21 protein-coding genes and 1 pseudogene are annotated in these 22,537 nt (G+C 62.2%); 8 read left to right on the top strand and 14 right to left on the bottom strand.

The window, feature by feature from the left end:
• Positions 1 to 92: 92 nt before the first annotated feature.
• The 7 genes and pseudogenes from nuoE to ABIE62_RS06155 all read right to left on the bottom strand — a co-directional run bounded on the left by nuoE (position 93) and on the right by ABIE62_RS06155 (position 5,303).
• Positions 93 to 761, bottom strand: coding sequence for an NADH-quinone oxidoreductase subunit NuoE (gene nuoE, locus ABIE62_RS06185; RefSeq protein ID WP_354324445.1), 669 nt, complete (start codon positions 759 to 761; stop codon positions 93 to 95).
• On the bottom strand, positions 754 to 939 hold the full coding sequence (locus ABIE62_RS06180; RefSeq protein ID WP_354324444.1) for a hypothetical protein: 186 nt from the start codon (positions 937 to 939) through the stop codon (positions 754 to 756). Before ABIE62_RS06180 ends, nuoE begins: the two co-directional genes overlap by 8 nt.
• Positions 936 to 2,147, bottom strand: coding sequence for an NADH-quinone oxidoreductase subunit D (locus ABIE62_RS06175; protein ID WP_354324443.1), 1,212 nt, complete (start codon positions 2,145 to 2,147; stop codon positions 936 to 938). The genes ABIE62_RS06180 and ABIE62_RS06175 overlap by 4 nt, the downstream gene beginning before the upstream one ends.
• A 2-nt stretch (positions 2,148 to 2,149) precedes the next feature.
• Positions 2,150 to 2,791: pseudogene (locus tag ABIE62_RS06170) on the bottom strand (NADH-quinone oxidoreductase subunit C); the annotation flags it as partial.
• Positions 2,792 to 2,796: 5 nt separating this feature from the next.
• Positions 2,797 to 3,375: a NuoB/complex I 20 kDa subunit family protein gene (locus ABIE62_RS06165; protein WP_354324442.1), complete on the bottom strand. Its 579-nt coding sequence runs from the start codon at positions 3,373 to 3,375 to the stop codon at positions 2,797 to 2,799.
• A complete protein-coding gene (locus ABIE62_RS06160) occupies positions 3,372 to 3,746 on the bottom strand; it encodes an NADH-quinone oxidoreductase subunit A (RefSeq protein WP_354324530.1) in 375 nt (124 codons plus the stop codon). The genes ABIE62_RS06165 and ABIE62_RS06160 overlap by 4 nt, the downstream gene beginning before the upstream one ends.
• A 126-nt stretch (positions 3,747 to 3,872) precedes the next feature.
• Positions 3,873 to 5,303 carry a coniferyl aldehyde dehydrogenase gene (locus tag ABIE62_RS06155; protein WP_354324528.1) on the bottom strand — a complete coding sequence of 477 codons (1,431 nt, stop codon included), beginning with the start codon at positions 5,301 to 5,303 and terminating at the stop codon, positions 3,873 to 3,875.
• Positions 5,304 to 5,467: 164 nt separating this feature from the next.
• On the opposite strand from ABIE62_RS06155, the gene ABIE62_RS06150 reads away from it, so the two are divergent.
• The gene (locus tag ABIE62_RS06150) at positions 5,468 to 6,664 is read left to right on the top strand and encodes an acetyl-CoA C-acyltransferase (RefSeq protein ID WP_354324441.1); all 1,197 of its coding nucleotides are present in this window, start codon (positions 5,468 to 5,470) and stop codon (positions 6,662 to 6,664) included.
• Positions 6,665 to 6,698: 34 nt separating this feature from the next.
• Here ABIE62_RS06150 and ABIE62_RS06145 read toward each other — a convergent pair whose 3' ends face one another.
• Positions 6,699 to 7,199: an SH3 domain-containing protein gene (locus ABIE62_RS06145; protein WP_354324440.1), complete on the bottom strand. Its 501-nt coding sequence runs from the start codon at positions 7,197 to 7,199 to the stop codon at positions 6,699 to 6,701.
• 93 nt (positions 7,200 to 7,292) lie between these two features.
• Here ABIE62_RS06145 and ABIE62_RS06140 point away from each other — a divergent pair, with 93 nt between their 5' ends.
• Positions 7,293 to 8,312, top strand: a complete 1,020-nt coding sequence (locus ABIE62_RS06140; RefSeq protein ID WP_354324438.1) for a 2-hydroxyacid dehydrogenase — start codon at positions 7,293 to 7,295, stop codon at positions 8,310 to 8,312.
• Positions 8,309 to 8,728: a hypothetical protein gene (locus ABIE62_RS06135; protein WP_354324436.1), complete on the top strand. Its 420-nt coding sequence runs from the start codon at positions 8,309 to 8,311 to the stop codon at positions 8,726 to 8,728. The genes ABIE62_RS06140 and ABIE62_RS06135 overlap by 4 nt, the downstream gene beginning before the upstream one ends.
• Here ABIE62_RS06135 and ABIE62_RS06130 read toward each other — a convergent pair.
• From ABIE62_RS06130 to ABIE62_RS06110, 5 genes are all read right to left on the bottom strand, one after another.
• A complete protein-coding gene (locus ABIE62_RS06130; RefSeq protein ID WP_354324434.1) occupies positions 8,725 to 10,128 on the bottom strand; it encodes an NAD(P)H-dependent flavin oxidoreductase in 1,404 nt (467 codons plus the stop codon). The two genes, ABIE62_RS06135 and ABIE62_RS06130, sit on opposite strands and share 4 nt — an antisense overlap.
• A 95-nt stretch (positions 10,129 to 10,223) precedes the next feature.
• On the bottom strand, positions 10,224 to 10,955 hold the full coding sequence (locus ABIE62_RS06125) for a class I SAM-dependent methyltransferase (RefSeq protein ID WP_354324526.1): 732 nt from the start codon (positions 10,953 to 10,955) through the stop codon (positions 10,224 to 10,226).
• A 2-nt stretch (positions 10,956 to 10,957) separates the two neighbouring features.
• Positions 10,958 to 12,085, bottom strand: a complete 1,128-nt coding sequence (gene prfB, locus ABIE62_RS06120) for a peptide chain release factor 2 (protein WP_354324433.1) — start codon at positions 12,083 to 12,085, stop codon at positions 10,958 to 10,960.
• Between the two features lie 121 nt (positions 12,086 to 12,206).
• Positions 12,207 to 14,735 (bottom strand): penicillin-binding protein 1A, encoded by a 2,529-nt coding sequence (locus ABIE62_RS06115; protein ID WP_354324432.1) that lies wholly within the window; start codon positions 14,733 to 14,735, stop codon positions 12,207 to 12,209.
• 54 nt (positions 14,736 to 14,789) lie between these two features.
• On the bottom strand, positions 14,790 to 15,698 hold the full coding sequence (locus tag ABIE62_RS06110) for an N-acetylmuramoyl-L-alanine amidase family protein (RefSeq protein ID WP_354324431.1): 909 nt from the start codon (positions 15,696 to 15,698) through the stop codon (positions 14,790 to 14,792).
• A gap of 451 nt (positions 15,699 to 16,149) precedes the next feature.
• Here ABIE62_RS06110 and ABIE62_RS06105 point away from each other — a divergent pair, with 451 nt between their 5' ends.
• Positions 16,150 to 18,945, top strand: a complete 2,796-nt coding sequence (locus ABIE62_RS06105; protein WP_354324429.1) for an Rne/Rng family ribonuclease — start codon at positions 16,150 to 16,152, stop codon at positions 18,943 to 18,945.
• Positions 18,946 to 19,002: 57 nt separating this feature from the next.
• Here ABIE62_RS06105 and ABIE62_RS06100 read toward each other — a convergent pair whose 3' ends face one another.
• Positions 19,003 to 19,635 (bottom strand): class I SAM-dependent methyltransferase, encoded by a 633-nt coding sequence (locus ABIE62_RS06100; RefSeq protein WP_354324428.1) that lies wholly within the window; start codon positions 19,633 to 19,635, stop codon positions 19,003 to 19,005.
• A gap of 106 nt (positions 19,636 to 19,741) precedes the next feature.
• Here ABIE62_RS06100 and ABIE62_RS06095 point away from each other — a divergent pair, with 106 nt between their 5' ends.
• The 4 genes from ABIE62_RS06095 (at position 19,742) to zapE (ending at position 22,535) form a co-directional block, all read left to right on the top strand.
• Positions 19,742 to 20,032, top strand: coding sequence for a hypothetical protein (locus ABIE62_RS06095; RefSeq protein ID WP_354324426.1), 291 nt, complete (start codon positions 19,742 to 19,744; stop codon positions 20,030 to 20,032).
• A 127-nt stretch (positions 20,033 to 20,159) separates the two neighbouring features.
• Complete coding sequence (locus ABIE62_RS06090; protein ID WP_354324524.1) at positions 20,160 to 20,951, top strand: succinate dehydrogenase iron-sulfur subunit; 792 nt, start codon at positions 20,160 to 20,162, stop codon at positions 20,949 to 20,951.
• 4 nt (positions 20,952 to 20,955) lie between these two features.
• A complete protein-coding gene (locus ABIE62_RS06085) occupies positions 20,956 to 21,417 on the top strand; it encodes a PaaI family thioesterase (RefSeq protein WP_354324424.1) in 462 nt (153 codons plus the stop codon).
• Complete coding sequence (gene zapE, locus ABIE62_RS06080) at positions 21,414 to 22,535, top strand: cell division protein ZapE (protein WP_354324422.1); 1,122 nt, start codon at positions 21,414 to 21,416, stop codon at positions 22,533 to 22,535. Before ABIE62_RS06085 ends, zapE begins: the two co-directional genes overlap by 4 nt.
• Positions 22,536 to 22,537: the final 2 nt, after the last annotated feature.

Below are 22,537 nucleotides of genomic sequence, written 5' to 3'. Positions count from 1 at the left end.
GAAAGCTGGGGCCTCAGGCAACAAAGCACAGTGCGTGTCGCCCTGGGTCCCAGCTTTCGCTGGGATGACGAGAATGGGATGGCCGGAACGCATCACCACTCCCCCCGATAATCGTGGTTGGCGTTGACCATGTCCTGCAAGGTAGTCGGCCCGCCCGAGGGTTCCGAGGTATGCCGCCCCGGCTCCTGCGTGCCCGCTTTGGGTTGCTCACCCGCTGCGAGCGCATCGAGCACCGCGTCGAGGCGTTCCAGCGTCAGATCCTCGTAATTGTCATCGTTGATCTGCACCATCGGCGCGGTGGCGCAATTGCCCATGCATTCGACTTCGGTGAGGGTCCACAGCCCATCTGCCGAAACCTCGCCCTTCTTCATGCCGCGCTTTTTGCAGGCGGCGATGATGTCGTCGCTCCCGCGCAGCATGCAGGGCGTAGTACCGCACACCTGCACGTGGAATTTGCCGACGGGCTTCAGGTTATACATGAAGTAGAAGCTGGCGACCTCGAGCACGCGGATCACCGGCATCCCGAGATATTGCGCCACATATTCGATCACCGGAAGCGGCAGCCAGCCCTGCGTATCGGTCTCGGCGCCGACCTGCCGCTGGGCGAGATCGAGCAGCGGCATCACCGCCGAGCGCTGACGCCCCTCGGGATACTTGGCGATGTGCCAATCGGCGGTTGTCTTGTTCTCCGGGGTCCATGCGAACGCGCTCCAACGGGAGCGCAGTTCGGGGGTATCGGGTGCGGGGGTACGGTCAGCCATTTGAGTTCTCGCGGCGGCGCTTGTTTCCTCGCAGTTCGAACCACGTCGACAAAACGAGCGACCCAAGCATTACAGACATGAATTGATTGTGGCCCGCTATCAACAATCCAATCGAGACCCCCAAGATCAGGATCGCAAGCGACAGGAGCGCGAAGTCGAAGCGGCTCATCTCGATCACCGGTCACACTCCCCGAACACCACGTCGATCGCGCCCAGGATGGCGGTCGCGTCGGGCAGCATGTGGCCTTTGCACATGAAGTCCATTGCCTGAAGGTGCGAGAAGGCCGTGGGGCGGATCTTGCAGCGGTAGGGCTTGTTGGTGCCGTCGCTGACGAGATAGACGCCGAATTCGCCCTTGGGGCTTTCGGTCGCCACGTAAACTTCGCCAGCAGGCACGTGGAAGCCTTCGGTGTAGAGTTTGAAGTGGTGGATCAGCGCTTCCATCGACTGCTTCATTTCGCCGCGCTTCGGCGGCACGACCTTGCTGTCGCTGCTGGCAATCGGGCCAGTCGGTATCTCGCGCAAGCACTGGCGGATGATTTTGGCGCTTTCGTAAACTTCCTTCACGCGCACCATGAAGCGATCATAGCAGTCCGAATTTGTGCCCACCGGAATGTCGAATTCCATGCGGTCATAGACGTCATAGGGCTGGCTCTTGCGCAGATCCCACGGGATGCCAGCGGCGCGGATCATCGGGCCGGAAAAGCCCCACGCAATCGCATCATCGCGGCCCACAACCGCAATATCGACATTGCGCTGTTTGAAAATGCGGTTGTCGATCACGAGGCTCATCGCGTCTTCGAACAGCTGGAAGAAACGGTTGTCGAGCCAGTCGCCGATATCGACCAGCAGCTTTTCCGGCACGTCCTGATGCACGCCGCCGGGACGGAACCACGCCGAGTGCATCCGCGCGCCGCTGGCGCGTTCAAAGAAGTTCATGCAATCTTCGCGCAGATCCATGATCCACAGGTTCGGCGTGAACGCGCCAACATCGAGGATGTGCGCGCCCATGTTGAGCATGTGATTGGAAATGCGCGTCAATTCCGCAAACAGCACCCGCAGATATTGCGCCCTGATCGGCACTTCGAGATTGAGCAGCTTTTCAATCGCCAGCACATAGGAATGTTCCTGACACAGCGGCGAAACGTAATCGAGCCGGTCGAAATAGGGCAGCGCCTGCAAATACGTCTTGTGTTCGATCAGCTTTTCGGTGCCGCGGTGGAGCAGGCCGACGTGCGGGTCGATCCGTTCGATCACCTCACCATCCAGCTCCATCACCATCCGCAGCACGCCATGCGCCGCCGGATGCTGGGGGCCGAAATTGATGGTGTAATTGTTGATGACCGCGCCATCGGTGGTCGGCGATTCTTCGCGCTGCATGGTCATTTCTTCGCCTCCCCGGCAGGCGGCACCGCAGGGGCCTTCTCGTCTCCGGGCAGCACGTAATCTGCTCCTTCCCATGGGGAGAGGAAATCAAACTCGCGCATTTCCTGCGCCAGTTCGACCGGTTCATACACCACCCGCTTTTCCTCTTCGGAATAGCGTAGTTCGGTGTAGCCGGTGAGTGGGAAGTCCTTGCGGAACGGGTGACCTTCAAACCCGTAATCGGTGAGGATGCGGCGCAGATCGGGGTTGCCCGCGAAAGTGACGCCGAACATGTCGAACACTTCGCGTTCCAGCCAGCCCGCGTTGGGCCACAGCCTCGTGACGGTCGGAACCGGGGTGTCCTCGTCAGCCGAACATTTCACCATCACGCGGTGGTTTTTGGTCAGGCTCAGGAGCATATAGACCACCTCGAACCGCTCCGCGCGGTCGAGGTAATCAACCCCGGCGATTTCCATCAACTGCTGATATTGGTGATCGTCACGCAAGCTGCGCAGCACCTGTTCGATGCCATCGCGCTGGACGCGGAACGATACCTCGCCATGCGCTTCTTGCGCATCGATCAGCCACACGCTGATGCTTTCGCTGATCGCGTCAATCACGCCTTCGTTCGAGGCGAATTTCGGGGCGGAGTGGAGAACGGCCATCGCCCTTACCTCTCAATCGTGCCGACGCGGCGGATTTTGCGCTGGAGCTGCATGACGCCGTACAGCAGCGCCTCGGCCGTCGGCGGGCATCCGGGCACGTAAATATCCACCGGCACAATCCGGTCACAGCCGCGCACCACCGAATAGCTGTAATGATAATAGCCACCGCCATTGGCGCAGCTGCCCATGCTGATCACGTATTTGGGATCGGACATCTGGTCGTAAACCTTGCGCAGCGCCGGGGCCATCTTATTGCAAAGCGTGCCCGCCACGATCATCACGTCCGACTGACGCGGGGACGCACGCGGGGCAGCGCCGAAACGCTCCATGTCGTAACGCGGCATATTGACGTGGATCATCTCGACCGCGCAGCAGGCGAGGCCGAAGGTCATCCACCACAAGCTGCCGGTGCGCGCCCACTGGAACAGATCCTCGGTCGAAGTCACGAGGAAGCCCTTGTCATTCACCTCTGTCTGCAACGCGGTGAAATAGGACGCATCGGGCTGACGCAACTCGCCGCCCTTGGCGGTGGTGAGCGCCGAAATGTCAGGAAGTCCTTGGGGAGGAGTAATGGTCGTATTCATTCCCAATCCAACGCCCCTTTCTTCCATTCATAAGCCAGCCCAACCGCAAGGATGAACAGGAACACCATCATGCCGCCCCAGCCAACCCAGCCCGTTTCGCCAAGGCTGACCGCCCAAGGGAACAGGAATGCGGCTTCAAGATCGAACACGATAAAGCTGATCGCCACGAGGTAGAACCGCACATCAAACTGGCTGCGTGCGTCCTCAAACGCGGGGAAACCGCATTCATACTCGCTGAGTTTTTCGGCATCCGGGTTGTGCGTGCCGGTCAGCCGAGACACCGCCATCGGCGCCACCACGAACAGGAGCGAGAGCCCGAAGGCAACGAGCACGAATAACAGTATCGGAAGATACTGGCTGAGATCGACCACGGCGTTGTCCAAGCTGTTAATTCCGATGGCCGCCCTAAGCCCGTCGAACGGCAGGCGCAAGCCTGTGACTCCGACAAATTCCCTTATTGGTGTTGCGGGAAATCGAACACCTGTTGCGCCCGCCCCTTACTTCATCATGTTCGCCGCCGCCTTGTCGGTCGCCTTGCCATAGGGCGGCTTCAATCCGGCAAGCTTGGCGATGTCGATCTTGGGCTGGTGATAAACCGCGCGGGCGTGGCTGAATTCGCGGAAGCCTTCGATGGCGTGGTAAGACCCCATCCCCGACGGGCCGACCCCGCCGAACGGCAGGTCTTCCATCGAAACGTGGAAAATCACGTCATTGGTCGTCACCCCGCCTGAAATCGTTCGGGTCAGCACACGTTCCTGTTCGCCTTTGTCCTCACCGAAATAATACAGGCCGAGCGGGCGATCATGATCGTTGACGTAATCCACCGCCTGATCGAGCGCCTTGTAGGTCATCACCGGCAATACCGGGCCGAAGATTTCCTCTTGCATCGCCGCCATATCTTCGGTGACGTTTTTCAGGATGGTGAGCGGCATCTTGCGTTGGTTGGCGTTTGTGAAATCCTCGCCAGCGGGATTGACCTCGATCACCTCGGCGCCCTTGCCGCGCGCGTCTTCGATCAGGCCTTGCAGCCGCTCAAAGTGGCGGTCGGACACGATCGAAGCGTAGTCATCATTATCGAGCAGGCGCGGATACATCGCGCTCGCCGCGCCGACGACGCCCGCCACCGCTTCGTCCTGCTTGTCTTCGGGCACGATCATGTAATCGGGCGCGAGGCAGATTTGCCCGGCGTTGAGCATTTTGCCAATCGCAATCCGTTCGCCTGCCTTGGCGAAATCGGCGCTGCGGCCCATGATGACGGGCGATTTTCCGCCGAGTTCAAGCGTTACCGGAACGAGGTTCGCGGCGGCGGCCTGCATCACCCGGCGGCCCGTCGCGGTCGACCCGGTGAACACCAGATGATCGAACGGCAGCGAGGAAAACGCGGCGGCGACTTCCGGCCCACCGGTAACAACCGCGACTTCTTCGGGTGCGAAATATTCGGCCGTCAACTGCGCCATCAACTCGCTGGTGCGCTCGGTAAATTCGGACGGTTTGATCATCGCACGATTGCCCGCTGCAAACACCTGCATCAACGGGCCAAAGGCAAGCTGAAGCGGGAAATTCCACGGGGATAGGATGCCGATCACGCCCTTGGGTTCATACCGCACCTCGGCCCGCGCGCCCAGCAGGCCGAGCGGGAACTGCACCTTGCGCTTGTCGGGCTTGGCCCACTTGTCCATGTGTTTCAGGGCATCATTGCCCGCAGCCACGGTCGCCGCAACATCGGTCAGCATCGATTGCGCGTAGGAACGGTTACCGAAATCCGCGCTCATCGCCTTGGCGAAATCATCACCGTGATCCTTCACCAGAGCAATCGCGCGCCGGATGCGGTCTTTGCGCTGCGACATTGGTTCCGGGCGCGAAGCGGTGAAGGCAGCGCGTTGGCGCGTCAGCAGGGCTTCGAGTTCTTCGCGGCGATCATCGGCCATGTCATTCTCCCATTCGCAGTGATGCGTTTTCATTTGCGACGCATCTTCGCGCAAAGCCCGCCCGCTGACAAGGCGGTTGCAGCCACGCGACTATGATTGCCAATACTGCGACGCAGCATTACATTGGGGGATCACCACCCCCTACGTGACGCAAGGACTTTGCCATGACCCAGTTTTCCGCCGCCGACCCGATCGTGATCCTTTCTTACGCCCGCACCCCGATGGGCGCGATGCAGGGCGCGCTGGCCGATGTTGCCGCGACCGATCTTGGCGCGGTGGCGGTCAAGGCGGCGGTTGAGCGCGCCGGCGTGGCGGGTGAGGATATCGACCGTGCCTATATCGGCTGCGTGCTGCCCGCTGGGCTTGGCCAGGCCCCGGCGCGCCAGGCCGCGATCAAGGCGGGCCTGCCGCTTTCCGTTCAGGCCACCACCGTCAACAAGGTGTGCGGCAGCGGAATGCAGACCGTGATCATGGGGGCCGAAGCGCTCGCCAGTGGCACCATCGACGTGGTGGTTGCCGGCGGGATGGAGAGCATGACCAACGCGCCTTACCTGCTCAAAAAGCACCGCTCGGGCGCGCGGTTGGGGCATGATACGGCCTATGACCACATGTTCCTTGATGGGCTGGAAGATGCCTATGAACCGGGCCGCGCGATGGGCACTTTTGCTCAGGATACCGCCAACGCCTATCAGATGACCCGCGACGAGATGGATGCCTACACCATCGAATCGCTCGCCCGCGCCAACCGTGCGATTGCCAGCGGCGCGTTTGCCGACGAAGTCGTGCCGGTGACGGTGAAAACCCGCGCAGGCGATGTTGTGGTGGAACACGACGAATCCCCCAGTAAAGGCCGCCCTGACAAGATCCCGCAACTGCGCCCCGCCTTCGCCAAGGACGGGACGATCACCGCCGCGACGTCCAGTTCTATTTCGGATGGTGCCGCCGCATTGGTGCTGACCCGCGCAAGTGTGGCCGCTGACAAGGGCTACACCCCCGTCGCACGGATCGTCGCCACCGCAGCGCACGCGCAGGCCCCGGCGGATTTCACCACCGCGCCGATCCCCGCGATCCAGAAAGTGCTCGACCGCGCCGGGTGGAGCGTCGATGATGTCGATCTGTTTGAAGTCAACGAAGCCTTCGCCTGCGTGGCGATGTTTGCGATGCGCGATCTTGGCATCCCGCACGACAAGATCAACGTCAACGGCGGCGGCACGGCATTGGGCCACCCCATCGGCGCGAGCGGTGCGCGGATCATCGTCACCCTGCTTGGCGCATTGAAGGCGCAGGGCAAGACGCGCGGCGTAGCGTCCTTGTGCATCGGCGGCGGGGAAGCGACCGCGGTTGCGGTGGAGTTGATCTAAGGCGAAACGCCGGGCGGCTTGGCGGTCGCCCGGCCTATTCGTCGCCCGGCAAATCCTCTGCGCCCCACAGGCGTTCGCGCAGCGTCCAGCCCTTGCGCCCGGCAATATCGACTTCGCACCAGCTTTCACGGCAGCGCAGCAGGGTAGCGACCACACCGGGCTGCGCCCGCCAATTGAGCGCCGACGTGGGCGATGCCTCGGCCCGCACATCAGCCAGCCCTGTCCCCACCACCATCACCCCGCGCGCAGGGTCAAGCTGGCTGCGCGCAATCCAGCCGCGCGCGCCTTCGGGATCTTCGACCAGACGCCAGCCTTCGCGCACCCGCACAACCTTCACCGGCAGGCCCTTGCGCTTGTATACCCACTCGATCGGGTACTCCTCGCTCGGCCCGACCCGCATCCGCACCTCGTCATAACGCAGCGACGCCCAATAGGGCAGCGCCCGATCCTGCGCCCGCAGCGGCGCGGTGAACACGGTCAGCCCTGCCGCGAGGGCAAGACAAAATGCGATAAAGTTACGGAATCCCCACATCATCCGCTGCGATAGCCGCACTGCCCCGTCCTGTTCAAGCCGCACATGCCGGATCGCAGCTTGACCGCGCGGCCCCTGCGGTATTAGCCGATACCTATGCCAGAAACCCGCACCCCGATTGCCCACCTACCCCTTGAACGCCCGCGCGTGATCGTCACCCGCCACCTGATGCCCGCAGTCGAGGCGCGGATGCGCGAGCTGTTTGATGTGGCGCTGAACGAGGGCGACGTGCCGCTGACCCGCGAACAGCTTGCCGCCGCGATGCGCGATTGCGACGTGCTGGTGCCGACCGTGACTGACCGGATCGACGCCGATCTGATCGCAGGCGCGGGTGATCGCCTGGGCCTGATCGCCAATTTCGGCGCGGGGACGGAACATATTGATCTGGCCGCCGCCGCCGCGCGACGCATCCTCGTCACCAACACCCCCGGTGTGTTCACCGATGACACCGCCGATTTGACTATGGCCGGGATCATTGGCGTGCCGCGCCGGATACGTGAAGGTATCGGCCTCGTTCGGCGCGGCGAATGGACAGGTTGGGCACCTTCGGGCCTGCTGGGGCGTAAGCTGGCGGGCAAGGTGCTGGGCATCGTCGGCATGGGGCGGATCGGCCAAGCGGTCGCCCACCGCGCCCGCGCCTTCGGTCTGGAGATCGCCTATACCAACCGCAAGCCGCTGCCCGAAGCGCTTGAACGGATGCTCGGCGCGCGATACGTCGCCGATATCGATGCACTGATGGCCGAGGCGGACATTCTCACGCTGCACTGCCCTTTGACCGACGACACGCGCCACCTTGTCGACGCGCGGCGGATTGCGCTGATGAAGCCGGGCAGCAGCATCATCAACACCGCGCGCGGCGAGTTGATCGATCAGGAAGCACTGATCGCGGCGCTGCAATCGGGCCATCTGGCGGGCGCGGGGCTGGATGTTTACCCGGACGAGCCCAACGTCGACCACCGCTTGATCGAGCACCCCAACGTAATGACCCTCCCCCACATCGGCAGCGCCACTGCGGAAGGCCGCGAGGATTCGGGCCACAAGGTGATCGCCAACATCCGCATATGGGCCGACGGGCACAGGCCGCCCGATCAGGTGCTGACGGCGCTGGTGCGGTGAGGAGATTTTTTCTCGCCTTATCGGCAACCGCTCTGCTCGGAGTTGCGCCTCCTGCGAAGCGCATCGTACCACCGGGAGAAGGTGTGCTTTGCTCTGCCGTCCTGCTCCACTTCGCCCGAAATCAGGGGGAGGCATGCTTCCCCGAGGACGACCTGGCGTTTCAGTCCCAGCTTCAATCATGGACCGACCGCTTCGATGATTATCTCGTTCGGAACTTGCCCGGCGGTGATGCTCAACTCGAACAATTCAAGGCAGATCAAGGCGTTGCATCCCCACCCGACAAACGCATTTGTGAACTCGGCGAAGACTATAGGTTCTACGAATACTATCGTGACGCCAATCGCGAGAAGGTTATGCAGTCCATCGACGAGCTTCTAGCCCGCGATGGACCGCCGACTTTCGGCGACTGCCTCTAATCCCCCGTCAAAATCCGCTCGACCAACTCGCCAACGCTCGGCGTGTAGCCGTTGGAGAAGAACGGATCGGTCTTGAAACGGTAGGCCGCGTGGCCTGCAAAGGCGAGGTTGTTGTCGGGATGATCGCCGTGGGCGATGTCTTGCAAGGTCTTCTGAATGCAGAAGCTGCGCGGGTCGGCGAGGCGCCCGGTGGTGTAATCATCGTGGTCTTTCCAGCTGGAAAACCCGCAATGCGACAGGCAGCCCATGCAGGCCTGCTGATCGTCGCGGATGGTATCGCGCGCATCGGGCGTGACAAATACGATGGTGCCGTCGGGAGTCTTGAGCGGCTCGGTATGCCCGGCGCGCATCCAGATTTCCGCCTTGGCCTTATCCTCTGGCCGCACCCAGAAACTGCGCGCCTTGCCGTCTTCGCCGAGTTGCACCGTGCCTTCTTCCGCGCCGCGCTTGAAAAACGCAATCTGGCGTTCTGACCGGTGCATCAATTCATACAGGAACGGGGTCTTGACCGCGCTCGAATAAAACCCGGTGGGCGAGAACTTGTGCAGCAGCACATCGCCCGGCTCGACCGTGCGGAGCATATCCTTCCAGATCTGCGGGATCGGACTTTCGCGGGTGAGCAAGGGGCGCGTGCCGAACTGGAATGCGATCTTGCCGAGTTCGGGATTGTCGATCCAGTCGTTCCATTCGCGCAGGTACCACACCCCGCCCGCCATCACGATCGCCACATCCTCGCTCACACCCTCGGCGCGCATCATCGCGCGCAGCTCCTTGACGCGCGGATAGGGGTCTTGCGGCATGGTCGGGTCTTCGGCGTTGGAAAGGCCATTATGCCCGCCCGCCAGCCATGGGTCTTCATAGACCACCGCCGCCATCAGTTCAGGCACCTTGTGATAGCTGCGTTTCCACAACGCGCGGAACGCCCGGCCCGAACTGATGATCGGCAGGTAGGACACATTGAACCGCGCCGCGATTTCCGCCAGCTTGTAAGGCATCCCTGCCCCGCAGGTGACGCCGGTCACCATGCCGCGGGTGTTTTCCAGCACGCCTTCGAGCACGGCCTGCGCCCCGCCCATTTCCCACAACACGTTGATGTTGATCGCGCCCTTGCCGCCTGCGATTTCATAGGCCTGTTTGACCTGCGTGGTCGCGCCATCAACGGCGTAACGGATCAATTCCTGATGGCGTTCGCCGCGCGTTGCGCCGTGATATATCTGCGGAATCGGGTTGCCGTCTGCATCATAGCTATCGGCGTTGACTGCGCTGACCGTGCCAATTCCGCCCGCCGCCGCCCACGCGCCTGAACTCGCATGGTTGGTTGCCGATACGCCTTTGCCGCCTTCGACCAGCGGCCACACTTCTCGCCCGCCATAGACGATCGGGCTCAATCCCTTGAACAATGAAAACTCCCCTTCGCGCCGTTCCTGACGCGCATTCCTTTATTGTGACATAGTGATCCGATACGCGCGCCGCAACGCTTGAGGCGGCGCTTTTGCTAGCCCGCGCTGCAGGCGCGGATCGCCTCTGGTCTGGTGCGGGCTTTACCGCGTTCAAACCGTGCAAAATATCCTTTGATGTCTGGCCGCTCGACATATTCTACCAGCACATAGCCGACCGCCTCGAATTCGCAGAACAGCAGCCGGTGCGGCATCCCGTGCGTGCCGATCGGGCTGTTGCTTTCCACAACAATGATCTGCCCGCCGGCGTTAAGCGCAGGCCACATATGCCACAAAAAGGCGTAGGGCTCGGTCACTTCGTGATACATATGAACCATGAAGATGCGGTCGAAACTGTCAGGAGGCAGCTGCGGATCGGCGGCTTCGCCCAGCTTGATCGAGATGTTTTCAAGCCGCTCGCGCTCAACCCGGCGGCCCAGCCGTTCCAGCGCATCGCGGCTGATATCCTGCGCCAACACGCGTCCGTCTGCCCCCACACGCTCGGCGAGGCGCACGGTATAGTAGCCTTCGCCCGCGCCGATATCCGCCACTGTCATTCCGGCGCGGATATTGGCGAGGTCCATCACGACCTGCGCTTCATTTCGCTCATCACGCGCATCTTCGTTGGAAAACTGGTTCGAAATTACCTTCGCTACCGGGCGATCCGGTTTGGGAAATTGGGCCGTGCTTTCGGGCTGATCCACCACAACGGGCATGATCTGATCGCAGGCCGACAGCAGCAGCATGGCCGCAGCCGCCACGGCCACCGCAAGCGGACGCCCCATCGCCATCATTATTCCACATCCTCGATTTCGACTGTCTCGCCCGTCACCCGCTGGGCGAGCGCGGCTGAAATGAACAGATCGATTGCGCCATCAAGCACGCTGTCAGGCGCAGTAGAAACGACCCCGGTGCGCAGGTCTTTGACCATCTGATAGGGCTGCAACACGTATGACCGGATCTGGTGGCCCCAGCCAATTTCGCTTTTTTCCTGATATTCGCCGCTGGCAGCCGCTTCGCGCATCGCCATTTCGCGTTCGAACAGCCGTGCCTTGAGCATATTCATCGCGGTTTCGCGGTTCTTGTGCTGGCTGCGATCATTCTGGCACGCCACCACGATCCCGGTCGGGATGTGGGTAAAGCGCACCGCCGAATCGGTGGTGTTGACGTGCTGCCCGCCCGAACCCGATGCGCGATAGGTATCGATCTTGAGGTCTGCCGGATTGACCTCGATTTCAAAAGAGTCGTCAATCACGGGATAGACCCAAACCGAACTGAACGAGGTGTGCCGCCGCGCGCTGCTATCATAGGGGCTGATGCGCACCAGCCGGTGGACGCCGCTTTCGGTCTTGGCATAGCCATAGGCATTTTCGCCCTTGATCAGCAGCGTGGCCGATTTGATCCCGGCCTGATCGCCCGCCTGATATTCGACCGTTTCGACCTTGTAGCCGCGCCGTTCGGCCCAGCGGCCATACATCCGAAACAGCATTTCGGCCCAGTCCTGGCTTTCGGTGCCGCCTGCGCCTGCGTGAATTTCGATATAGGTGTCGTTGGCGTCCGCCTCACCCGAAAGCAGCGCCTGCACCTTATCCGCATCGGCGCGGTCGGCGAGCCGTTCGAGCGTGGCTAGGCCATCAGCGACGATGCTATCCTCGCCCTCTGCCTCTCCCATTTCGATGAACTCGATCGCGTCAGCCATTTCAGCGGCGATTTCGTTGACGGTGTTCACCGCATTTTCAAGCGTCTTTTGTTCGCGGCTGATCGCCTGCGCCTGCTTGGGATTGTCCCACAGCGCGGGGTCTTGCACCCGCGCGTTGAGTTCATCGAGCCGCCGCAGCGCACGTTCCCAGTCAAGCGACAGACGCACCAATGACAGCGCCGCTTCGATCCGGTTGATAAAGGCTTGGGCCTCGGCCCGCATGGTTGATCCTTTGGTCACGCAAAAAGTCGGCCCCGCTTAACGCTGGCGGCGCGATTGTAAAGCACCCGGCGCTGCGCAACGCGCGGTGCATTTCCTTCAACGCACCGCGCGCCAAGGCAGTTCAGTAAATCCCGCCCTGTTCCTCGACAAAATTGGCTGGCCGTCCATCGGGCGCATCGACCACTATGCTTTCGGCAGTTTCTCGGCCAGCGCGGATCAGTTGAAGAATCTCGTTGCGCCGGGCCGCGATTTCGTCCTGCCGGGTGAAACGTTCTGGCTCAGTATCGGGTTTGAACGCTTCCCAGATGATCGCCGATCTGGGGTCATCGGTCGGCCAGCCTTCATAGACCTGCTTGCCCGAGCGGCGATCCACCCGCACCATCCGCACGCCCTGCGGCGCAACCGGAGGAAGGTCAGACCACTTCTGGCGGGTTTTTTCGATCAGGCTTTTGATGATCGGAGCGGCGATCGTGCCGCCATAGGCATAGCCGCCCATATTGCGCGGCTGGTCAAAGCCGACATAGGCACCCGCGACATATTGCTGAGTGCCGCCGATGAACCACACGTCCTTTGGCCCGGTGGTGGTGCCGGTCTTGCCGAACAGCGGCAGATTGAGCGGATTGAGCACCGTCGCCGTGCCCCGGCTGACCGCGCCGCGCAGCATATGCATCACCTGAAACGCGGTGCGCGCGTCCATCGCCTGTTGGCCTCTGATGCCCATGCGCGGCATTGGTTTGCCGTCCCATTCGGCCATGCTGCACCCCCGGCAATTGCGGGTATCGGCGCGCCACAGCACCTTGCCGCGCCGATCCTGCACATAATCGATAACGGTCGGCGCATTCAGCCGTCCATGATTGGCGAGCGCGCTGTAACCGCTGACCATTTTCACCAGCGTCGATTCGCCTGCGCCCAGCGCGGTGGAAGGATAGGGTGCAAACTTGCCGATCCCGAGCTTTTCAATCTCCTCGACAACATTGGGCATACCCGCAGCCATGCCGATCTGCACGGTCATGATGTTCTGCGACTGTTCAAGGCCATACCGCATCGGGTGCTGCCCACCCGCGCCGCGCCCGCCGCGAATGCACTTTTCGCCGAGGTTGGCGCCCTGATAATAGCAGAAGCGCGAATTATCGATCTGGGTTGACGGGGTCATGCCATTGTCCAGCCCGGCGGCATAGACGAACGGTTTGATCGTCGAGCCCGGCTGCCGCATCGCCTGTGTCGCGCGGTTGAAATCGGACAGGCGGTAGTCAAACCCGCCCTGCATCGCCACCACGCGGCCTGATTGTGCAGCTTGCACCACCAACGCGCCTTGCGCTTCGGGAATAGTGCGCACTTGCCAGCCATTACCCGCTGGGCTGGCGGCGATCACATCACCTGCCTTGAGCGCATTGGGCAGGCCCGATAGCGGCGCCTCAGCGCCATCAGCAAAGCCGATCCGCGCCGATGATCCGCTGCGGCTGGTGACGACACCGATGCGCCAGTTACGATAATTGATCCCCAAAGGCGAGCTGGCAAGCTGGCCCGCCCAATTGCCCTCGCCAACGTCAATAGTGGCAATCGGCCCGCTCCATGCGCGACCGCCGTGATAGCGCAGCAACCCTTCACGCAAGGCATCGCGCGCGGCGAGCTGAATTTCGGGATCGAGCGAGGTGCGCACCCACAACCCGCCTGCATAGACGCTATTGCCGCCATCTTCGGCGGTTTCACCGAAACGGTCGATCAGTTCGCGGCGCACTTCTTCTAGGAAATATCCCGCATCCACGCTACGTTCGCGGCGCTGGGTGACAAGGCCCAAAGGCTTGGCCGCCGCCGCGCGACTCTGCGCCGCAGTGATAAAGCCATTGGCCTCCATCTGACTCAGCACGAAATTGCGGCGATCCAGCGCGACCTGTTCCTGCCCCTTGCGGCCATAGCGTTCGGGGGCCTTGGGCAGGATCGCCAGAAACGCCATCTGGTGCAGTTCCAACTCGTCCACGTCGCGGTCAAAATAAGCGCGTGAGGCCGCCTGCACCCCGAACGACCGCCGTCCGAGGGGGATTTCATTGAGGTAAAGTTCAAGGATTTCCTGCTTGGTCAGCACCTGTTCGATGCGTCCGGCAAGGATCATTTCCTTGAGCTTGCGCGTGACCGAATATTCATCGCCCAGCAGCAGGTTCTTGGCGACCTGCTGCGTGATCGTCGACCCGCCCACCGCACGCTCGCCCGATCCCATCTTGCTGGCATAATCGAACACTGCGTTTAATGTGCCAAAGAAATCGACCCCGCCGTGGCTAAAAAAGGTCTTGTCCTCGGCCGCGAGATAGGCCTCGATCAACTGTTCGGGAAAATCGGCATATTGAAGCTGCACCCGGCGTTCGCGGGCATAGGAATGGACAATCTCGCCATCCACCCCGCGCACCACCGAAGGCAGCGGGGTTTCATAGGTCAGCAGCGCGTCAGCCTCAGGCAGATCGCTGGCGAGCCAGACGAACACCGCAATCCAGATCACCAGAAACGCGCCAACCGCCGCTGCGGCGAGTTTGAACAGCAGGCTTTGGCGCCATTTTTCGCCAAACCACGCCAGCGCCGCCGCGATATCGCGGTTCACGCGGTAGCGCAGATAGGCCCATAGCGGTTGGGTATCAGTGGCGGGTGTCAGGTCGGTCATCGGCGCGAAGCGACTAGCACGCGCGCGGGTGCAATGGCTAGCCGATTTAGATGCCTATTCCCCGCCCGCAGTCAGCGCAGCGGTATCGGCGCGGCGGGCGAAATAGACCTGCACCGCGCGCGCCAAGACACTGGCATATTGCGCGCGGCCTTCCCGCGTGGTCAGCCGCGCCCTGTCATCCCGATTGGTCACAAACCCGCTTTCGAACAACACCGAAGGCACATCGGGCGCGCGCAGCACCACCAGCGCAGCGGCTCGGCGCGGTTGCGTGTTAAACGCGAGCTTGTCCCCGCCTTCGCGCAGCACCAACCCGACAAATTCGATCGCGTCCTCCTGTGTGCGCTGCTGCGCCAGTTCGACCAGAATCGCGCTCACCGCCTCGCTCTGGTCGTCAATCGCAATGCCGTTCAACCGGTCGGCGTCGTTCTCACGCGCAGCAAACCGCGCCGCGGCCTCGCTCGACGCGTCATCGGACAAGGTGTAGATGCTCGCCCCGCCGACATCGGCGCGCTCTCCTGCGGAATCGGCGTGGATCGAAATGAACAGGTCAGCTTCGAGCAGCCGGGCGATCTCGGGCCGGTAGCCTAGCGGCACGATGCGATCATCGCCGCGGGTCATGGCCACCCGGATGCCGCCCGCGCGCAGCAATTCATCACGCAGCGCCAGCGCGATAGCGAGCGTGATGTCCTTTTCATTGACCTTGCGCCCCTCAGTATCGGTGCCGATAGCACCGGGGTCACGTCCGCCATGACCGGCATCGATCACCACCAGCGGGCGCGCGGGATCATCAGGGCCGGCGATATCCGGCAGTTCAAGCGGCGCGCGCGCGCCGTCCACCACAAACCGCAGCACATAATCGCGCCCCCATTGCGGCACCGGGATCAGCACCCCCAATGCCGCAGCCCCGCCCAACAGCAACAGGGGTGCCAGCAGCACGATCAGCAACATGGTGCGATAGTTCATATCGAATGCGGCTTACGTTCTTGCGACTGCGAAACGCAATAGAGTTGCGGGGTTTGCCCCACAGTGCTAGCGCTTCGATCAGAGAGGTTGCAACATGGTGCCTTGGTGCCTGACCGCTTCGCTCTCTGACTACCGGACGCCCTTTTTACTCCGGCTCCCGGTTCACAACAGGTTGATGCAGTGACGAAACGCTTTTCCCCACCCACCAGCACAGCGCGCGTTTCGCTCGCTGGCGGTGCGATGGACCAAAGCGCGGCCCAAGGTTTACCACCACGCCGCAGTTGCGTTGCAGCAGACACGAACTTCGCGCCCTTCGCTATTGGCCTATCCCGTGGTGGATCAGGCGCGGCTACCAACCCCGGCGTGGTCTTGAACCGTGCCGGTTCACCAAACAATGCGCGCCCCCTTGATGCCCCATTGCGGGCAAGGCCGGGCGCTTGGAGAATATTCAATGTCAACGCGCATGCTTATCGATGCGCGCCACCCGGAAGAAACCCGGGTGGCGGTTCTTACAGGCAACCGGATTGAGGAATTCGATTTCGAATCTGCTGAACACAAGCAGATCAAAGGCAATATCTATCTCGCCAAGGTAACGCGGGTCGAACCATCGCTTCAGGCGGCGTTTGTCGATTTTGGCGGTAATCGCCACGGGTTCCTCGCCTTCAGCGAAATCCACCCCGATTATTACCAGATCCCCAAGGCGGATCGTGACGCGCTGCTGGCCGAAGACGCCGAAGCCGCCGAAGAAGAAGAGCGCCTGCGCGCTGAGGAAGAAGACGAAGGCATTTCCCCCGGCGACGAATACGACGCCGAGGACGAAAGCGGCGAAGCGCTCGCCGAAGACCTTGCTGAAAATGGCGTTGAGGAAGTCGACACCTCCGACAAGGATGACGTCGCCACCTTTGAAGGCGGCGCGTCGGACGATGACGGTTCTGACGACGAAATCAGCGACGATGAGACCACCGACGATGAAACCACCGAGGGTGCTGATCAGGATCGGGGCCGCGGTCGTCGCGGGCGCCGCCGTCAGGGTGGCCGGGGCGAAAAGGGCGGCGAAAAAGGCAATGGTGGGGCCAATGGTTCGGGCCGCACCCGCGCCAAACAGGTCGACGAAGTTCGCGCCAAGCGTCAGGAACTGCGCCGCCGTTACAAGATCCAGGACGTGATCCAGCGCCGTCAGGTGTTGCTGGTGCAGGTCGTCAAGGAAGAACGCGGCAACAAGGGCGCGGCGCTGACCAGTTACCTCAGCCTTGCCGGACGTTACACCGTGCTGATGCCCAACTCCACAAGCGGCGGCGGGATCAGCCGCAAGATCAGCTCCACCAGCGATCGCAAACGATTGAAGGACATGGTTTCCGACTTGAAGCTGCCGCGCAGCATGGGCCTGATCGTGCGCACCGCCGGGATGAGCCGCACCAAGCCAGAAATCAAACGCGATTTCGATTACCTCGCCCGCGTGTGGGATGAAATCCGCGAAAAGACGCTGGCCTCGGTCGCCCCCGCGTTGATCCATTCGGACAGCGACCTGATCAAGCGCGCGATCCGCGATATCTATAACCGCGACATCGAAGAAGTCGTGGTCGAAGGCGAGGATGGCTACAAATCGGCCAAGGCATTCATGAAAATGCTGATGCCCAGCCATGCGCGCCGGGTGAAAGCCTATTCCGATCCCGTTCCGCTGTTCCAGCGTTATGGCGCCGAAGACCAATTGCGCGCGATGTATGATCCGATGGTGCAGCTCAAATCGGGCGGCTATCTGATCATCAACCCGACCGAAGCGCTGGTGTCGATCGACATCAACTCGGGCCGTTCGACCAAGGAACACGGGATCGAAGCGACCGCGCTTCACACCAATCTTGAAGCGGCCAAGGAAATCGCCCGCCAGCTGCGCCTGCGCGACATGGCCGGCCTGGTCGTGATCGACTTCATCGACATGGATTACTCCAACAACGTCCGCAAAGTCGAAAAGGCGATGAAGGACGCGCTGAAAAACGACCGCGCGCGCATTCAGGTCGGCCGCATCTCCAGCTTCGGCCTGATGGAAATGAGCCGTCAGCGCCTGCGCACCGGCGTGCTCGAAGCGACCACCCGTTCCTGCCCGCATTGCGACGGCACCGGGCTGGTGCGCACCGCCTCATCAGCCGGGCTTTCGGCGCTGCGCCTGATCGAGGACGAGGCCGCGAAGGGCAGAGGCACGCTGATCCGGCTTGCCGCCAGCACCGAAGCGGCGATCTACCTGCTCAACGAAAAGCGCGCCGATCTGGTCGAGATCGAACAACGCTTTGGCGTGACGGTCGAAGTCGTGCCCGAAGGCGAGGATGAAGGCGCCAAGATGAGCGTGTCGAGCGCAGGCCCGCGCCCGTCACAGGCTCCCAAGTTTGAACCGATCATCGATGATGAAGAGGACGAAGATCTCCCCGAGGACGATTTCGAGGAGGAAGAAGAAGAGCGTGAAGCGCCCCAGCGTCGCCAGCGTCGCGGCAGTGGGGAGCGCAGCGAAGCCAGTGAGAGCGAAGATGACGCCGCGCGCCGCAAGAAGCGCCGTCGTCGGCGCGGAGGCCGCAATCGCAGTCGCGGTGATCGTGAAGACGGTGTCGAAGGCGAGTCCGACGAGGCCGAAGACAGCAGCGAAAACGCCGACAATGGCGAAGACACCGATGATCGCAGCGATGCGCCTGCGGGCGAATCCGGCGATGATGGTGCCGCTGATGCAGAAGGCCGTCCGAAAAAGCGTCGTCGCCGGGGTGGTCGCGGTCGCAAGCGTCGCTCGGATGAAGGCGGCGAAGGTGAAGGCGCCAATGGCGAAGCACAAACGGCTGGAACCGAAGGCGACGATGACGGTCTGACCGTGGTCGAGGCTGAGACCGAGTCCGTCGAAGCCGAAGCCGCACCGACAGCGGACGAAGCGCCCGCCGAAAAGCCCAAGCGCAAACGCGCCCCGCGCAAGACCAAGGCAATGTTGGCGGCAGAAGCTGCGGCAGAGGCAGAGGCAGAAGCTGCACCCGAAGCCGCGCCCGCGCCGGAACCCGCTGCTGCGGTTGAGGAAGCCGTTGAAGCTGCGGCCGAAAAGCCCAAGCGCAAACGCGCCCCACGCAAGGCGAAGGTCGCAGACGCTGCTCCGGCAGAGGTGACAGAAGTATCGCAGCCCGCGCCTGATGCAGTGCCTGCAGCCGATCAAGCTGTTGATGCTGCCAATGCCGATGGCACACCGCGCCGGGGCTGGTGGCAGCGTACTTTTGGCGAATGAGCTGATTGCACCTATTTGAAGAAAACGGGCGGGAGAGGGTAACTTCTCCCGCCCTTTTCACGCCAGCTTGCGCGCGATCCCCCACTCCATCCACCCGGCAAAGCGCGGCGTTTTGGGGGTATAGCCATCGCCCAGCGTTTCCACCGCAAAGCCTGCGTCCTGCAAGGCGCTGGCGATCGGGCGGGTCAGGTGGCATCCCCCGGCAAGCTGCTTCCACACAGGCTCAATCCGTTCCTGCCAGCGGCGCACGCCTGCATCAGGCGCGCGGCCATGTTCAAGGAACAGCGCCTGCCCGCCGGGCCGCAAAATGCGCCGCAATTCGCGCGTCACCTGCGCCGGATCATCCACCGAACACAGCGTGAAGGTGCATACCACGCAATCGAAACTGCTATCGGCGAACGGGATCGCCTCGCCTTTGGCCGCGCGCAAATCCGCCGCCCAGCCCTTGGCCTGAGCCGCCGCGCGGGTGCTGTCGAGCAGGCCTTCGTGCGGATCAATCCCGGCATAGGATGTGATCGCGGCCGGGTCATAGAATTCGTGATTGATCCCGCCCCCGCAGCCCAGCTCAAACACGTCGCCGCGCGCCAAAGGCACCACCGCCGCGCGGCGCTTCATCACCTGGCCCTGACTGCAGGCGCAGGTGATCAGCTTTGGCATGATCGTCGCTTCGTACCAATTCTTGAGGCCCATGGGTTTTCCTTCCTCGGCAGCAGGGCACCACCCTAGCGCGGCGATGGCAGATCGGGAAATGCCGATTTGCGCTGTCAGCACGCTGGGAAGGTGCTAACCTATGGCGATGACCACAACCACATCGTCCATTCCCGCATTCCGGTTCCACCCGCTGATATGGGGCATGGCGGCAGCCGCTTTGCTGGTTCCGGCCGCAGCGATGCTGGTGACGCGCGAGGTCAATTGGGGTGCGGGCGATTTCATGGTCTTCGGCGTGATGCTGGCCGCGCTTTGCATGGCGGTAGAGACGGCTTGCCACTGGCTTGCCACCCCCTTGCTCCGGTTTTCCGCGATCGTTCTGGCGGCTCTGGCATTCCTGATCGTTTGGGCAGAACTGGCCGTGGGCCTGTTCGACTAGGGACAGCGCGCATCGCCGCGCCCCAATCAACCCCCGTTCGAAACCCTGCAACACATGGCAGGCACGGCCCGCTTGCCAGCGTGTGATGAAACGTTAGATAGGGGGCAAATCACAACGGGATCACATGATGGCGACCTTCACTCTCCCCAAGAATTCGAAAATCAGCCCCGCTGGCAAGGTGCACAAAGCATCAGGCGCCAATGGGAAGGGGCGGGTGAAATCGTTCAAGGTCTATCGCTACGATCCCGACAGCGGCCAGAATCCGCGTTACGACAAGTTCGAAATCAACCTTGATGAATGCGGTCCGATGGTGCTCGACGCGCTGTTCAAGATCAAGAACGAGATTGACCCGACACTGACCTTCCGCCGTTCATGCCGCGAAGGCATCTGCGGTTCGTGTTCGATGAACATGAACGGCAAGAACGGCCTCGCCTGCACCACCGCAATCGAAGACCTGAAGGGCGAGATTCGCATCACCCCGCTACCCAGTATGGACGTGATCAAGGATCTGGTGCCCGATTTCACCCATTTCTACGCGCAATATGCCTCGATCCGTCCGTGGCTCCAAACCGTCACCCCGACGCCGAGTGGCAAGGAACGGCTGCAATCGCCGCAGCAGCGCGAACAGCTTGATGGCCTCTACGAATGCATCTTGTGCGCCTGTTGCTCGACCGCCTGCCCGTCCTATTGGTGGAACAGCGATAAGTTTCTCGGTCCGGCGATCCTGCTGCAGGCCTATCGCTGGCTGGCAGATAGCCGCGATGAAATGACCGGCGAACGGCTTGATGATCTGGAGGATCCGTTCCGCCTTTATCGATGCCACACCATCATGAACTGCGCCAATGTCTGCCCCAAGGGATTAAGCCCCGCCAAGGCGATTGCCGAAACCAAGAAGATGCTGGCTGAGCGGGCGATCTGATCCGGTGACATTGAGAGACGACGTATTCGAGCACGGGCCAGACCCGGACAACCCCGGCTGGCGGCACTGGAACCTGAAAGACCCGACGCTGTTCAACGGCGCGGTGATGGGCAAGCTCATCACCCGCGTTGATCCCGATGGAAAAGCTCGGCTTCGAATGTTCCCGCAGCGCCATCACGAAAACCTGCAAGGCATAATCCACGGCGCGGTGACGTTGTCGCTGATCGACATCTCGCTGTTCACCACCATGCACACGCTGGGCAGCGGGAACGCCGGGCCTTCGGTTACGCTGGAACTTTCGACGCAGTTCGTCGGTGGCGGCGATCCAACGCGGCCGCTGGACGCCGTGACCGAAATCGTGCGTGAAACCGGCAAACTGGTGTTCGTGCGCGGGATGGTGGAGCAGGACGGCGATATCGTCGCATCCTTCTCAGGCATCGTGCGCAAGATGCAGCCGCGCGCGTGACCGGGTTGCTCGCGCGCTACGAAGCGCTGATTGCCAGTGGAGAACTGCGCGCCGATTCGGATCAACGCGCGGCGGCCGAGCGGCTTGACCGGTTGCAACGCGAGTTAGAGGCGCCCCCGCCCAAGCAGGGTTTGTTCGCGCGGCTGACCGGCACCTCCGCCGCAACGCCCGAACCGCGCGGTGTTTACCTTTGGGGCGGGGTCGGGCGCGGCAAATCGATGCTGATGGACCTGTTCGTCGAGACGCTGGCGATCACCGCCAAGCGCCGCGTCCATTTCCATGCCTTCATGCTCGAAGTCGACCGCCGCATCGCCGAAGCGCGTAAGGCCGAGCGCAAAGACCCGCTGCTGTCCGTCGCGTTAGACATGGCGGCAGGTCTGCGCTGTCTCGCCTTCGACGAGATGGTCGTCACCAATACTGCCGATGCCGCAATCATGGGACGTTTTTTCGGCGCGCTGATGGAAAGCGGCACGGTGATCGTCACCACCTCCAACCGTCCGCCGCGCGACCTGTACAAAGACGGCCTCAACCGATCATTGTTCCTGCCGTTCATCGCGCTCGTCGAGGAACGCATGGACGTGCTGAGCCTCAACGGCCCGACCGACTACCGGCTCGACCGGATAGGCGGGCTGGCAACTTGGCACACGCCGATGGGCGATGCGGCGACCGCGCAGGTGCGTGAGGCGTTTTTCCGCCTGACCGACTTTGAACCGGAAGACGCGGCCCATGTGCCTAGCGGCGCACTCGATCTGGGCGGCGGGCGCACCCTGTTTGTGCCAAAATGCCTCAAGGGCGTGGGCGTGTTCAGCTTCAAGAAGCTGTGCGGCGAAAACCGCGGCGCGGCGGATTATCTCGCGATTGCGCGGGCGTTTCACACGGTGATCCTCGTCGGCATTCCGAAGATGGGGCCGGAGAACCGCAACGAGGCGATCCGTTTCACCAAGCTGATCGATGCGCTTTACGAACACCGCGTGAAGCTGTTCACCACCGCCGCCGCCGAGCCGGAGGCGTTGTATCAGGCGGGCGATGGGGCGTTTGAATTTGAACGCACGGTAAGCCGGTTGAATGAAATGCAGTCCGATGAATATATGGCGATGGGCCACGGGGCTGAGGGGTAAAC

Origin of the sequence: Porphyrobacter sp. MBR-155 (assembly GCF_040547625.1) — a bacterium.
GTDB lineage: Bacteria > Pseudomonadota > Alphaproteobacteria > Sphingomonadales > Sphingomonadaceae > Erythrobacter.
Note: the sequence above shows the minus strand (reverse complement) of the source record. Positions and strands in the feature narration are given on the sequence as shown.